We start from the raw sequence: 13,504 nt of genomic DNA, 5'->3' as shown, positions 1-13,504 counted from the left end.
TCGCTGCTTACTTCGTCCAACTCTTTGATTATCAAGGAGTTTTCCGTTTCGTCTGCGCCGGAAGTGGGGCGAATTATAGACAGATCCAGAGGGGCGTCAAGCACTTATTTAATGAAACTGTCATATCAGTCAAAAATAACGGATCGAGTGGACAAGTTTGGGGCCCCGCCCACCCTGAAGCATTAAAGACTGGGGAACGCGAACTGCGAGGCCTCGTGACTGGCCCGCTGCGGCCATCGCTGTGTAATGGCTTTGCGACGGGTATAGAAGCGAACGCCATCCGGGCCATAAGCATGCAGGTCACCAAACAGTGACCGCTTCCATCCGCCAAAGCTGTGATAAGCCACAGGTACAGGCAGTGGAACGTTCACCCCAACCATACCCACTTCGATCTCGTCGTAGAACAGACGGGCCGCCTCACCATCGCGAGTGAAGATGCAGGTGCCATTGCCGTATTCATGGTCGTTGATCAGTTGCATCGCATGTTCGAGGCTGTCCACACGCACAATGCACAGCACCGGCCCGAATATCTCTTCTTTATAGATGCGCATCTCGGCCGTGACATGGTCGAACAAGCATCCACCCAGGAAAAAACCATCTTCGTGTCCTGGGACCGTGAGCCCACGACCGTCCACAACCAGCTTCGCACCTGCACCCACGCCGTCCTCTATATAGCTGCTGACTTTGTCGCGATGCTGCCCCGTGACCAGAGGGCCCATATCGAGTCCGCTGGAAGTCCCGGCGCCGATCTTCAACCCATTGATTTGCGGCACGAGCTTGGCGACCAGTGCGTCGGCGACTTGGTCACCCACGCACACTGCGACCGAAATCGCCATGCAGCGCTCGCCGCAGGAACCATAGGCCGCGCCCATCAATGCGCTTACGGCGTTATCCAGGTCCGCGTCGGGCATCAGCACTGCGTGGTTCTTCGCGCCGCCCAATGCCTGTACCCGCTTGCCGCGTGCAGTAGCCTCTTTATAGATGTACTCGGCGATCGGGGTGGAACCCACAAAACTCAGCGCTTTGACTTCAGGGGCTTGGATCAACGCATCAACCGCCACCTTGTCGCCGTGCACGACATTCAGGACGCCCTTCGGCAATCCGGCTTCATGGAGCAACTCGGCGATCAGCAAGGTTGAGCTTGGATCGCGCTCGGACGGTTTGAGGATGAAACAGTTGCCGCAGGCAATCGCCAACGGGTACATCCACAGCGGAACCATGGCAGGGAAGTTGAAGGGGGTGATGCCAGCCACTACGCCAAGCGGCTGAAAGTCAGACCACGCATCAATGTTCGGGCCGACGTTGCGGCTGTACTCGCCCTTGAGAATTTCAGGCGCCGCACAGGCGTATTCGACGTTTTCGATACCCCGCTTGAGTTCTCCCGCGGCATCTTCGATGGTCTTGCCGTGCTCTTCGCTGATCAGCCGGGCGATACGCGCCTCGTTCTGTTCCAGCAATTGCTTGAAGCGGAACATGACCTGCGCGCGCTTGGCAGGAGGGGTATTGCGCCACGCGGGGAAAGCAGCCTTGGCAGAGTCGATCGCTTGTTGAACGGTTTCGCGACTGGCGAGTGGCACCTTGCGAATGGCATGACCAGTCGAGGGGTTGAACACATCCGCGCTGCGGCCGTCTTCGCTGACCCGCTCGCCATGTATCAGGTGTTGAATGGTGCTCATGCATAACTCCAAAAAATATCAGCCCGCAGGCGCTGCCGAAGTGGCGCCTGCAAACCTGCAAAGGGGGTCAGTCGATTTGATTAAGGGCCTGACCGACTGCGTCAAACATGCGGTCGAGGTCTTCCGGCTTGCTGTTAAACGTCGGGCCGAACTGAAGGGTGTCACCGCCGAAGCGCACGTAAAAACCTGCCTTCCACAGTTTCATGGCCGTTTCGAATGGACGCACAATGGCGTCGCCGTCGCGCGGCGCAATCTGAATGGCGCCAGCGAGACCGTAGTTACGAATATCGACGACATTCTTGCTGCCCTTCAAACCGTGCAGATAGCCTTCGAAGTGCGGCGCAGTTTCAGCGACCTGCTGCACCAGGCTCTCGCGCTGAATGATTTCCAGAGCGGCGAGGCCGGCCGCGCACGCGACCGGATGCGCTGAATAGGTGTAGCCATGTGGGAATTCCACGGCGTACTCGGGCGTCGGCTGATTCATGAACGTCTGGTAAATCTCAGTGCTGGCAATCACTGCCCCCATGGGGATCGCACCGTTGGTGATCTGCTTGGCGATACACATCAGGTCCGGGGTAACGCCGAAGCTGTCGGCGCCGAACATCGAGCCGGTGCGCCCGAAGCCCGTGATCACCTCATCGAAAATCAGCAGAATGTTGTGCTGATCACAGATTTCACGCAGACGCTTGAGATAGCCTTGTGGCGGAACAATCACTCCCGCAGAACCCGCCATGGGCTCAACAATCACCGCGGCAATGTTCGACGCATCGTGCAGCTCGATGAGCTTGAGCATTTCATCGGCCAGCGCAATGCCGCCCTGCTCCGGCATGCCCCGCGAATAGGCGTTGCTGGCAAGCAGCGTATGAGGCAGATGATCGACGTCCATCAATTGCCCAAACATCTTTCGGTTGCCGTTAACGCCACCCAGACTGGTGCCCGCGATATTCACACCATGATAGCCACGGGCGCGGCCGATCATCTTGGTTTTGGTCGCCTGACCTTTCAAACGCCAGTAAGCCCGCACCATCTTGACGGCAGTGTCAGCGCACTCCGATCCAGAGTCGGTATAGAAGACGTGATTCAGCTTGCCGGGTGTCAGATCGGTGATCTTTTCAGCCAGCTGGAAGGACAGCGGATGTCCGAACTGGAATCCTGGCGAGTAGTCCAGCGTGCCCAACTGCCGCGAAACGGCTTCCTGGATTTCTTTGCGCGTATGCCCTGCCCCGCAGGTCCACAGCCCCGACAGGCCATCGTAGATTTTGCGACCCTTATCGTCCGTGAGATAGCTGCCTTCAGCGGCGACGATCAGCCGTGGATCACGGTGGAAGTTTCGGTTCGCCGTGTAGGGCATCCAGTGGGCGTCAAGTTTGAGCTGGCTCGCCAGTGACATGTCGGACGATTCGGGCATATTCATCGGAATTAACCTCACAGGGCGGGGTTGGCCTGATTTCCTGATTGAAGTGCGGGCAGGAGCAGTGCCGGTTGCAGCTAACAGTGCCACGGGCATAAAGTCTGGAAAATCCTGCTTTTACGATCTTCAGTTGACTGGTCACTAAACTATGAGCACCCGCCGCAACGAACCGCTGGCGCAAGTCAGCGACTTTGATATTCGTCTTTTGCGCATCTTTCGTAGCGTGGTGGAGTCCGGCGGCTTTTCGGCAGCGGAAAGCGCGCTGGGCATTGGTCGCTCCGCCATCAGTCAGCAGATGAGCGACCTCGAGCAACGCTTGGGATTGCGTCTTTGCCAACGGGGGCGTGCGGGGTTTTCCCTGACGGAGGAAGGCCGCGAGGTCTATCAGTCATCACTGCAATTGTTGAGCGCCCTCGAGAGTTTTCGTACGGAGGTGAATGGTCTTCACCGACATCTGCGCGGCGAACTGAACATCGGACTGACGGACAATCTGGTCACCCTCCCCCATATGCGCATCACCCACGCGCTGTCCCATCTGAAAGAACGTGGCCCGGACGTGCACATCAACATCCGCATGATCGCGCCCAATGAAGTCGAGCAGGGTGTGCTCGACGGCAGCTTGCACGTTGGCGTCGTACCCCAGGCCAGCGCCTTGTCGGGACTTGAATACCAGCCGCTGTATAGCGAACGTTCGCTGCTGTATTGCGCGGTCGGCCATCCCTTGTTTTACGTAGACGATGCGCTGCTTGACGACGATCGGCTGTCCGCTCAGGAGACCATTGCGCCGACGTTTCGTCTGCCGGGTGAAATCCAGGCTCACTATCAGGCGCTGAAATGCAGCGCGAGCGCGTCGGACCGGGAAGGCATGGCGTTTCTGATTCTGACCGGGCGTTACATCGGTTATCTACCCGATCATTACGCCAGCCTTTGGGTGCAGCAGGGACGGCTGCGTGCGCTGAAGCCCAAAACGCGGTTTTACGACCTGAGCCTTGTGACCGTCACGCGCAAAGGTCGCCGCCCCCATTTGGTGCTGGAAAGTTTCCTGGAGAGTCTGGCTGCCACACGATGAGGCCGGCTCAGTACGTCGGCACCTCAATAACACGCAGTCAAACGGCCGCCATATTCGTCCAGCCCTTGATAGGCGGGCATGTACAGCGAATCGGTGAACAGGTAACTGATCAGTTGGACAGGTTTTTGCAGTAAGGCTGGATGTAGAAGCCCCACACAAAATCGAGAGCCAGCATGCAGCCTGAAGCGCCAGACAATAACGACCTCATCTATGGCCTCAACGACCGGCCGCGCCCCGGGCCCGCGAGCCTGGCGGCAATCCAGCATGTGCTCGCTGCATTCGTGGGTATTATCACGCCGCCACTGATTATCGGATCGGCGCTCGGGCTCGGTGCTTACATGCCTTATCTGATCAGCATGGCGTTGATGGTCTCGGGCGTGGGGACGTTCATCCAGGCGCGCCGGCCGTTCGGTATCGGAGCGGGCATGATTTGCCTGCAGGGGACCAGTTTCGCGTTTCTCGGCGCGGTACTGTCGGCAGGCTTCATGGTCAAGCAGCGCGGTGGCAGCCCGGAAGACATCATGGCCATGGTGTTCGGAGTATGTTTCTTCGGCGCCATCGTGCAGATTGTGCTCAGCCGTTTCATCGGACAGCTGCGTCGAGTGATCACGCCACTGGTAACCGGCATCGTCATCACGCTAATCGGCGTCAGCCTGATCAAGGTCGGTGTGACTGATCTGGGAGGCGGCTTCAACGCTCCGGACTTCGGTGAGCCGGTCAATCTGGCCCTTGGCGTTTTCGTGCTGGCAGTGATCGTCGTGCTCAACCGCTCAAGCGCGCCCTGGTTGCGGCTGTCGGCCATTATTATCGGGCTCGCGATCGGCAGCATCGCTGCCTGGTTCAGCGGCAAGCTCGTGCCTCACTCCATTGCCGACGTTGCGCTGGTCACCATTCCCGTGCCCTTTCGGTTCGGATTCAGCTTCGACTGGGCCGCGCTCCTGCCGGTTGCGCTGATTTATCTGATCAGCAGTATCGAAACCGTCGGCGACCTCACCGCCAACTGCATGCTCTCCCGCGAACCCATCAAGGGCCCAAGCTACATTGCCCGGCTGAAGGGGGGTGTGTTGGGCGACGGCGTCAGTTGTATGATCGCGGCGACTTTCAGTGCGTTCCCGAATACCACCTTCGCGCAGAATAACGGAGTGATCCAGCTCACCGGCGTCGCCAGTCGGTATGTGGGTCTGTACATCGGAGCAATCCTGTTTCTGCTCGGACTGTTCCCGATGATCGGTGCGATCCTTCAGCAGATTCCGAAACCGGTGCTTGGCGGCGCGACATTGGTGATGTTCGGCAGCGTCGCGGCGGCGGGCGTACGGATCCTTGCTCAAGCGCCGCTGGATCGCCGCAGCATGCTGATCATCGCCACCTCGTTCGGTGTAGGGCTGGGTATCGCGGCGCAGCCGACGCTGCTGCATCATTTGCCGCAATGGGTGCAGAGCCTGTTCGACTCGGCAATCACCAGCGGCGGGCTGACGGCCATCGTGATGTGCCTGCTACTTCCGGAAGGCAAGGAATCGAGCGAAGCCAAAAAACAGACAGCGGAATCCTTTGAACACTGATTTTCGAGGTCACGCTTGTCGGATGATCGCGGGTGCGCTATGTGTTCACCGCGTCGCACCCAAATGATCCGTCTGGAATCGCACATGACCCTTGAAGTCCCCGCTCATAGCCCCAGCGCCACCAAACCGGCCAGCCGCATTCGGCAGAAGAACGAAGAAGCAATCCTCAAGGCGGCCGAGGACGAATTCGCTCGGCATGGCTTCAAGGGCACCAGCATGAACACCATCGCGCAGAATGCCGGCTTACCCAAAGCCAACTTGCACTATTACTTCACCAACAAGCTGGGGCTGTACATCGCGGTGCTGAGCAACATCATCGAGTTGTGGGACAGCACCTTCAACAACCTGAGCGCAGAAGACGATCCGGCACAGGCGCTGTCGCACTACATACGCGCAAAGATGGAGTTCTCCCGTCGCCAGCCACAAGCTTCGCGCATCTTCGCGATGGAGATCATCAGTGGCGGCGAGTGCCTGAGTCAGTATTTCAGCCAGGACTACCGCGAATGGTTTCAGGGGCGTGCCGCCGTCTTCCAGGCCTGGATCGACGACGGGAAGATTGACCCGGTCGATCCGGTGCATCTGATCTTCCTGCTGTGGAGCAGCACTCAGCATTACGCTGACTTCGCCACCCAGATTTGCCAGGTTACCGGCCGTTCGAAGCTGACCAGGCAAGACATGGACGCCGCTGGGGATAACTTGATTCGCATCATTCTCAAAGGCTGCGGACTCACGCCTGCTTTATAACTCCTGAAAACCCAAGCGCAGTCTGGAACCTCAATGCCTTTTACGCTCACCGGCCCCTGCGAGTTTCGCGAAGAGATTCGCAAGAGCCGCTTCATTACCCTCGCCGCGCCTATCGACACCGCTGCCGATGCTCAAACGTTCATTGAGCAGCACAGTGATCTGGACGCCACACACAATTGCTGGGCCTGGAAACTGGGCGCGCAGTACCGCAGCAACGACGATGGCGAACCGGGCGGCACGGCTGGGCGCCCCATACTCGCGGCCATTGATGCGCAGGATTTTGATCGGGTCGTCGTGCTGGTTATCCGCTGGTACGGCGGGGTTCAACTGGGCACCGGCGGCCTCGCGAGGGCCTACGGCGGGGGCGCCAACAAATGCCTGCAGCAGGCTGATCGAGTGCCATTGATCAATCGAGTGTCGTTGCAATTCGATTGCAGCTTCAGCGAGCTGGTGCTGATCAAGCTGCGAGTGGCTGAACTCAATGGGCTCGTGGAGGATGAGCGCTTCAACGCAAATGGCGTCACGCTCTCGATTGCTCTAGGGCCCGAGCAGATTGAAACGCTTCAGCGCCAAGTGTCCGACATCAGTCGCGGACGGATCGTATTACAGCCGCCGCAGTAGCTGATCTGCAGGCGCTCGACGCTTTCCCGGCTAAAGCCAATCCTGTCGGGTAACCCAATGACCGTGGGCGCCAAGGGCATTTGCCCACATCTACTGTGCATCCGCCTGTGGACAACCTGAGCACACACCTCCGCAGCCCTTGTTCCACATGGCTTTGCGGAGCTTGATCACTTTTTAGCCAAAACAGTGCCCTGTGAATAAAAGCAGCGGTAAAACAGCGTGTTAGCGCGGCTTATACCGATACGTTACCCGTCTCGGGCGGGTTATATCGCCAATCTCCAGTTGCTCACATTACCTGTGGAGCAATCTGTGGATAACCCGTGCAAGCCTTCGCGGACTGCCGGGTACAGCGCGCGTTGGCGAAACTGGATGTTTTTTATACAGCGATACCGTCAGGCGGGCTTGATCGTGGGCCGGGCTGATCGCCTGACATTCATATTGGAAACGTCCACTCACATATGTCGCGGGCCTCTGTCATCCTCTGGCGCTAACGTGTGCGCCTCGCGGCAACTGAGTGCCTCAAGAAACAAAATTCTCGCCGCGTCGCGATGTCCATCGATTGAGTGAAATTTTTCGTTTGTCTGTACAGGAGTCAGTTCAATGTCCACCCCTAAAACAGCCCTGATCATCGGAGCGTCACGCGGCCTTGGCCTCGGACTGGTGAAACGTCTTACAGAACTGGGCTGGGAAGTCACCGCCACCGTCCGGGACGCCCAAAAGGCCGATGAGCTGAAGGCACTGCCGAATGTGCAATTGCAAACACTGGACATCGACGAGCAATCGTCCCTCGAAGTGCTGACTCACAACCTCAAGGGCCAGACGTACGACCTGCTGTTCGTCAACGCCGGCGTGATGGGGCCGATGCATCCGAACCCCACGGACGCCACCGCCGGCGAACTGGGTCAGCTGTTTCTCACTAATGCCGTCGCGCCAATCCGCCTGGCCAAACGCTTCGTCGACCAGATCCGTCCCGAGAGCGGCGTGATTGCGTTCATGAGCTCGGTGCTTGGCAGCGTCACCATGCCGGACGCACCAGAGATGGCGCTGTACAAAGCCAGCAAAGCCGCGCTGAACTCAATGACCAACACCTTCGTGACGCAATTGGGCGAGAACGAGCCCACCGTGCTATCGATGCACCCCGGATGGGTCCGCACGGCGATGGGCGGCGAAGGCGCGGATATCGACGTCGAGACCAGTGTGCGGGGGATTGTCGAGCAGCTTGAGCGGTTCGCGGGGACAGGCGGTCATCACTTCGTGAACTACAAGGGTGAGACGATTCCCTGGTGATTGCGATGCAAGTCACGGCAGCATGAGCTGGCGTGACTTGCCCCAACCCGACGCAACACTCTAGAATCCGCCCTCGCCTCGCAGCACGTTCGATGCTGCGGCGACCCTGGATCAGCAGACAGGGCAACACTGAGCTGGCGACCTGAACCCACTTTCAGAGGAGCCGGCCAATGCCCGCGATCCGTACCTGGTTGAAAAATCCCCTCGCCGTATTCACGGCCAATGAACTTGATGCTCGCGGCGGCCTGGTGGTCGAAGGCGGGGTTATCGTTGAGATGCTCCCGCTCGGTCAACAGCCTGCGCAGCCTTGGGATCACGTATTCGATGCACGCGAGCATGTCTTGCTGCCCGGCCTGATCAACACGCACCACCACTTCTATCAAACCCTGACCCGCGCCTGGGGCCCGGTGGTCAATCAACCGTTGTTCCCCTGGCTGAAAACCCTGTACCCGGTGTGGGCGCGATTAACGCCGGAAAAACTCGCACTGGCCAGCAAGGTCGCCCTGACCGAGTTGATGCTCTCGGGCTGCACCACCGCCGCCGACCACCATTATCTGTTTCCGCAGGGTCTGGAAGACGCCATCGATGTTCAGGTCGAAAGCGTTCGCGAACTGGGTATGCGCGCGATGCTGACGCGGGGTTCGATGACCCTGGGCGAGGAAGACGGAGGCCTGCCGCCCCAGCAAACCGTCCAGCAGGGCCAGGTGATCCTTGATGACAGCGTGCGCTTGATCGAGACCTACCACGAGCGGGGTGATGGCGCGCAGATCCAGATTGCGTTGGCGCCATGCTCGCCGTTTTCGGTGACGACCGAGATCATGGCCGAAAGCGCGGCCCTCGCCGAAAGACACGACGTGCGTCTGCACACCCATCTGGCCGAAACCCTGGAAGAAGAGAACTTCTGCCTGCAGCGATTCGGCCTGCGCACAGTGGATTACCTGGACAGCGTCGGTTGGCTTGGCCCTCGTACCTGGCTGGCTCATGGCATTCATTTCAACAGCGAAGAGATCACGCGCCTCGGCCAGGCGGGCACCGGGGTCTGTCATTGCCCGAGTTCGAACATGCGCCTTGCGTCAGGCATCTGCCCCACGCTGGACCTGCTTGCCGCAGGCGCGCTGATCGGTCTGGGTGTCGACGGTTCTGCGTCAAATGACGCCTCGAACATGATGCTTGAAGCCAAGCAGGCGCTTTACCTTCAGCGCCTGCGTTACGGGGCGGAAAAAATCACACCCGAACTGGCATTAGGCTGGGCGACCAAGGGCTCGGCGCAATTGCTGGGCCGGCACGATATCGGCGAATTGGCCGTGGGTAAACAGGCTGATCTGGCGTTGTTCAAGCTGGACGAGTTGCGCTTTTCCGGCAGTCACGATCCGCTCTCGGCGCTGTTGCTCTGCGGCGCTGATCGCGCAGATCGGGTGATGATCGGCGGCCAATGGCGGGTGATTGACGGTCAGGTAGAAGGCCTGGATCTGAAGGGATTGATTGCAGACCATCGGCAGGCTGCTGCGCAATTGATCAGGGGGTGATGCGCTGCTACGGCAGTGGGGAAGTGAAATTGCTGACTCCCCCACGCCTGGATTCAAGCCGAACCTGATCTACAGCCCCATCAAAGACAACGCGATGAAGGTGGCAAACAGCACGAAATGCGTCATGCCTTCGATGGCGTTGGTTTCGCCGTCGTTGAGGTTGATGGCGCAGACCAACAAGGTGACTAAGATCATCACTGTCTGCACTGGCGTCATCGCCATCTGGAACGCCTGACCGCTGTAGAGCGCCATGCCTTCCATGACCGGAACGGTCAGGATCACCGTCGACAGCGAAGCCCCCAGAGCAATGTTGACCACCGATTGCATACGGTTGGCCAGCGCGGCTCGCAGTGCAGTCAGGATCTCCGGCGCTGCCGAAATCGCCGCCACCAGAATCGCCGTCATCACCGGCGGAGCGCCGCTGCCTTCCAGACCCAGGTCGACGGTTTTCGACATGACCTCGGCCAACGCGCCAATGACCACTACGCCGAAAACCAAGGTTGCGATTGAGCGTGTCAGGTTGACTGGCTCGTGCGCTTCCTGCGCCTCACCCTTGCGGCGCTTCTTGTCCGGGTAGTTGTAGCTGAAGAAGTAACTGTGCGGCCCAACCTGCATACGCAGGAACAGCGCATAAAGCAGGATCATCGCGCCAATGGTGAAGGCGGAATACAGCTTCCACTTACCTTCCGGAATGAATTCCGGCACTACCATCGACACCGCCATGGCCGTCAGAATCATCACGCTGTAGGAACGCGCGGAGTCATCGTTGTAGGACTGTTCACCGTGCTTGAGCCCGCCCATCAACGCGGCGAGGCCCAGAATCCCGTTGATGTCGAGCATCACGGCCGAGTAAATGGTATCCCGCACCAGCGTGGGTGAAGGTTCATTGCTCATCATGATCGCCAGAATCACGACCTCAACTAGCACGGCCGACAACGTCAGAATCATGGTGCCGTAGGGATCGCCAACTTTTTCCGCCAGCAACTCGGCATGGTGAGCCACGCGCAGCGAGGCGCAGATGATGAAGCCCACCAGAGCAATGCCTGCGATCAGTGCGACGGTATGTCCGTTGCTGAGCAGTTGGTGTTCGTAGAAGTACGCGAAAAAGGTCGCAATGACCGCCAGTAGAAGAAACTTTTCCTGCTTGAGAATCGTGCCCATCGCTGCCTTTTAGCCCCTTGCGACCCTGGCCGCACATCCATGAAGTGAAGTTTACTGAAGCGCTTGAGAGTGTGGATGTAAACAAAGGTTTCAAGACAGGTTAGCACCAGGTCGCGACAGATCGTCGCGCCGCCGCGTCAAAATGACTTCAATCTGGCTGTTTTCAAAACAGCCATGCACCGAGAAACACCTGCAACGGCGGCCTATCGGCGCCTGTACCTGTGGCAATGCGCGCCAAAGCAGTGTGTGAACCGTCCGGTCAGGTTTTATTCAGCCCGCGCGCCTGACTCTGTAGAATGCCTGCCATTGCACTTTATGAGACAAAGCCCATGTACGACTGGTTGAACGCCCTGCCCAAGGCAGAACTGCACCTGCATCTGGAGGGCTCGCTGGAGCCGGAACTGTTGTTCGCCCTGGCTGAGCGCAACAAGATCGCCCTGCCCTGGGCCGACGTCGAAACCCTGCGCAAGGCCTACGCCTTCAATAATCTGCAGGAGTTTCTCGACCTGTACTACCGCGGCGCCGACGTACTGCGCACCGAGCAGGATTTCTACGACCTGACCTGGGCTTACCTGGAACGCTGCAAGGCGCAGAACGTCATCCACACCGAACCGTTCTTCGATCCCCAGACCCACACCGACCGCGGCATCCCGTTTGAAGTCGTGCTTAACGGCATCGCCGGCGCGTTGAAAGACGGCAAGGAAAAGCTCGGTATCGGCAGCGGCCTGATCCTCAGCTTCCTGCGCCACTTGAGCGAAGACGAAGCGCAGAAAACCCTCGACATGGCCCTGCCCTATCGCGACACCTTCGTGGCGGTCGGCCTGGATAGCTCGGAGATGGGCCATCCGCCGAGCAAGTTCAAGCGCGTGTTTGATCGTGCTCGCGGTGAAGGCTTCCTGACCGTTGCCCACGCAGGTGAAGAAGGTCCGCCGGAGTACATCTGGGAAGCGCTTGATTTGTTGAAAATCCAGCGTATCGATCATGGCGTACGCGCCATCGAGGACGAGCGCCTGATGCAGCGCATCATTGATGAACAAATCCCCCTGACGGTTTGCCCACTTTCCAACACCAAGCTCTGCGTTTTCGACCACATGGGTCAGCACAACATTCTGGACATGCTCGAGCGTGGCGTGAAAGTGACCGTCAACTCTGATGACCCGGCGTACTTCGGTGGCTACGTCACCGAGAACTTCCACGCGCTGCACACCCACCTCGGCATGACCCAGGATCAGGCCAGGCGCCTGGCGCAGAACAGCCTCGACGCGCGTCTGATCAAGCCCTGATCAGACACGCCCCTTGAGCGCTAAAAGCGTGTGGACGTTCTGCTCCACACGCCGCGCCTCCCCCCTGGGGCATCACGCCGCCGAAGCGATCTTGCTGATTTCTCGCTGACCATTGGAAGAGACCTGTAACGTGGAGGCCTCTTCCGTCGTCCGCAGCCAGCCCAGCTGCATGAACAACTGCAGAAGTCCTGCGCCCAATGCGCCCCCGAGATGCGGCCTGCTTTCGTGACAGTCGACACAGGCACACACGGCCTCGCGTCGTCTGTGGGCCAGCGCGGGAATAAAAATTCCTCGTTCGGCAAAGCGGGAGATACCGACACTGGTGACCTCCAGCCGGTGTTCGGATTGTTCGATCCAGCCCGCGCCCAGCATCCTAAGATACAGCTCGGCACCCATCTCGCCGCCCAGATGATCCGCGCAGACGCTGGCGCGGCATAACGGCAGGGGCGGTAATGGTTGCGCCAGGCTGCGGCTGATCAGATCCGCGCTGACCATCGATGCGCTGACCAGCGCCTGGACGGCGGTCCGGACTTCCGGCGCAGCAAGCCTGAAGTAGCGTTTGCGGGCTCGGACTTCGTGACGCAGCAATCCGCCGGCGGCAAGGCGCGCCAGGTGCGCACCGGCAGAAGAAGTGGACAGACCCACCAGCGAAGCTACTTCATTGGCCGCCCGCGATGTTCCGTCCATCAATGCCCACACGATCGCGCTGCGTTTGGGGTCGGCGAGCAACGCAGCGATCTGGCTGATGCAAGGTACATATTCCATGTCTTCACTCCCTGTTGAACATTATCTAGGCGGACCGGCGCCGGTGCGCAGGTCGAGGCGTGCCATTGGCTCTGGATCACAGGCTCAATCAATTGAAAGCGCCGGTCCATTGTTGTGGCTAACCATCATGCGTGCTTAAGGCAAAAACGGACCTTGATTTAAATCACCTCACACGAACTCTGATCGCTTGAACTTGCAGGCAATACAGATAGCTGTGCCCGAGCAATACAGTTTGAAACATGAGAATTAAATCGGATCCATGACGGCGCTTAGTATAAGACCTGCAGCCGATTGACGGATCAACTTGTCCATTGCACGGCCCTTTGTTTGTGGGCCGTATCGGCAAATGTTCAGCACAATCCCGCAACCCGTTAACGGTTCAGATTCAGCCAGATAGCCGAG

Annotated in this window: 11 protein-coding genes; 7 read left to right on the top strand and 4 right to left on the bottom strand. The window is 58.9% G+C overall.

All coding sequences use genetic code 11. The features are described 5' to 3' along the window. Positions 1–182: 182 nt before the first annotated feature. On the bottom strand, positions 183–1,676 hold the full coding sequence (locus ACYAR8_RS16545; protein ID WP_463580456.1) for a CoA-acylating methylmalonate-semialdehyde dehydrogenase: 1,494 nt from the start codon (positions 1,674–1,676) through the stop codon (positions 183–185). 67 nt (positions 1,677–1,743) lie between these two features. Continuing rightward, complete coding sequence (gene aptA / locus ACYAR8_RS16540; protein WP_074888701.1) at positions 1,744–3,090, bottom strand: omega-aminotransferase AptA; 1,347 nt, start codon at positions 3,088–3,090, stop codon at positions 1,744–1,746. Positions 3,091–3,235: 145 nt separating this feature from the next. Between aptA and ACYAR8_RS16535 the strand changes: the two genes are divergently transcribed. The 6 genes from ACYAR8_RS16535 to ACYAR8_RS16510 all read left to right on the top strand — a co-directional run bounded on the left by ACYAR8_RS16535 (position 3,236) and on the right by ACYAR8_RS16510 (position 9,893). Further along, positions 3,236–4,156, top strand: a complete 921-nt coding sequence (locus ACYAR8_RS16535; protein ID WP_108118859.1) for a LysR family transcriptional regulator — start codon at positions 3,236–3,238, stop codon at positions 4,154–4,156. A gap of 173 nt (positions 4,157–4,329) precedes the next feature. Continuing rightward, positions 4,330–5,715, top strand: coding sequence for a uracil-xanthine permease family protein (locus tag ACYAR8_RS16530; RefSeq protein WP_463580455.1), 1,386 nt, complete (start codon positions 4,330–4,332; stop codon positions 5,713–5,715). A gap of 84 nt (positions 5,716–5,799) precedes the next feature. Then, positions 5,800–6,459, top strand: coding sequence for a TetR/AcrR family transcriptional regulator (locus tag ACYAR8_RS16525; RefSeq protein WP_463580454.1), 660 nt, complete (start codon positions 5,800–5,802; stop codon positions 6,457–6,459). A 33-nt stretch (positions 6,460–6,492) separates the two neighbouring features. Further along, positions 6,493–7,080, top strand: a complete 588-nt coding sequence (locus tag ACYAR8_RS16520; protein WP_463580453.1) for an IMPACT family protein — start codon at positions 6,493–6,495, stop codon at positions 7,078–7,080. A 600-nt stretch (positions 7,081–7,680) separates the two neighbouring features. Next, positions 7,681–8,367, top strand: a complete 687-nt coding sequence (locus ACYAR8_RS16515) for an SDR family oxidoreductase (RefSeq protein WP_463580452.1) — start codon at positions 7,681–7,683, stop codon at positions 8,365–8,367. A 170-nt stretch (positions 8,368–8,537) separates the two neighbouring features. Then, positions 8,538–9,893: an 8-oxoguanine deaminase gene (locus tag ACYAR8_RS16510; protein ID WP_463580451.1), complete on the top strand. Its 1,356-nt coding sequence runs from the start codon at positions 8,538–8,540 to the stop codon at positions 9,891–9,893. Between the two features lie 69 nt (positions 9,894–9,962). Here the strand turns inward: ACYAR8_RS16510 and ACYAR8_RS16505 are convergent, their stop codons facing one another. Continuing rightward, on the bottom strand, positions 9,963–11,054 hold the full coding sequence (locus ACYAR8_RS16505) for a calcium:cation antiporter (RefSeq protein ID WP_463580450.1): 1,092 nt from the start codon (positions 11,052–11,054) through the stop codon (positions 9,963–9,965). Positions 11,055–11,383: 329 nt separating this feature from the next. On the opposite strand from ACYAR8_RS16505, the gene ACYAR8_RS16500 reads away from it, so the two are divergent. Next, a complete protein-coding gene (locus ACYAR8_RS16500; RefSeq protein WP_074888674.1) occupies positions 11,384–12,337 on the top strand; it encodes an adenosine deaminase in 954 nt (317 codons plus the stop codon). A gap of 72 nt (positions 12,338–12,409) precedes the next feature. On the opposite strand, the gene ACYAR8_RS16495 is transcribed toward ACYAR8_RS16500, so the two are convergent. Beyond that, positions 12,410–13,102 carry an ArsR/SmtB family transcription factor gene (locus ACYAR8_RS16495; protein ID WP_074888671.1) on the bottom strand — a complete coding sequence of 231 codons (693 nt, stop codon included), beginning with the start codon at positions 13,100–13,102 and terminating at the stop codon, positions 12,410–12,412. Positions 13,103–13,504: the final 402 nt, after the last annotated feature.

The organism is Pseudomonas sp. HP_01, from assembly GCF_055284355.1.
Note: the sequence above shows the minus strand (reverse complement) of the source record. Positions and strands in the feature narration are given on the sequence as shown.